Source organism: Arachidicoccus sp., from assembly GCF_050436765.1.
Taxonomy (GTDB): domain Bacteria; phylum Bacteroidota; class Bacteroidia; order Chitinophagales; family Chitinophagaceae; genus Arachidicoccus.
On sequence record NZ_JBNQGD010000383.1, the window covers coordinates 1 to 854 of the forward strand.

Consider the following 854-nt stretch of genomic DNA (forward strand, 5'->3'; position numbering starts at 1 on the left):
AATAGAGAAGATCTTGTTGCCTATTTTATGCGTAGCGATGTGGCTCGTGTGGGAAATATTACCTGTTCCAACGAATTGCTTAACAAAATATATGCAGCAACCAATGCCTCTTATTTGTCTAACCTTTTTGGTTATCCAACGGATTGCCCGCAACGCGAGAAGAATGGATGGACGGGAGATGCACACATCGCGAGCGAGACAGGCTTGTATAATTTTGATGCGATTACCATTTATGAAAATTGGTTGAGAGATATGCGCGATGAGCAGCAACCAAATGGTGTTTTGCCTTCTATTGTTCCTTCAGATGGCTGGGGATATGAATGGGGCAACGGTCCCGATTGGACCAGTGCGATTGCCATTATCCCTTGGAATGTCTATTTGTTTTACGGTGACACTAAAATACTCAGCGATAATTATGAAAATATCAAACGCTATGTAAACCATATTACCTATTTATATCCTGATGGATTGACTACATGGGGATTAGGTGATTGGGCTCCCCTAAAATCAAAAACACCTGTTGAATTGACCTCTTCTGTTTATTATTTTGTAGATGCGACTATACTAGCAAAAGCTGCGAAAATATTGCACAAGCCAGATGATATTACAAAGTATGAAGTGCTGGCCTCGAAAATAAAAAATGCAATCAATACCAAATACCTGAACAAAGAAAGAGCTATCTATGCAGAAGGTAACCAGACTGAATTGAGCGTTCCTTTATTCTGGGGAATTGTGCCGGATAGTTTAAAGAAAAAAGTTGCAAAAAACCTCGCCGATGCAGTCATTGCAAATGATAATCATTTGGATGTGGGAATTCTTGGTGGATGTTCAGTTCCTTAATTCCTTCCATGTGT

The 854-nt window shown here is 39.9% G+C and carries 1 pseudogene; it reads left to right on the top strand.

Annotated elements, in window-relative coordinates:
- A pseudogene (locus tag ACQR30_RS16085) lies at nucleotides 1-840 on the top strand (alpha-rhamnosidase); the annotation flags it as partial.
- Between the last annotated feature and the right edge of the window lie 14 nt (nucleotides 841-854).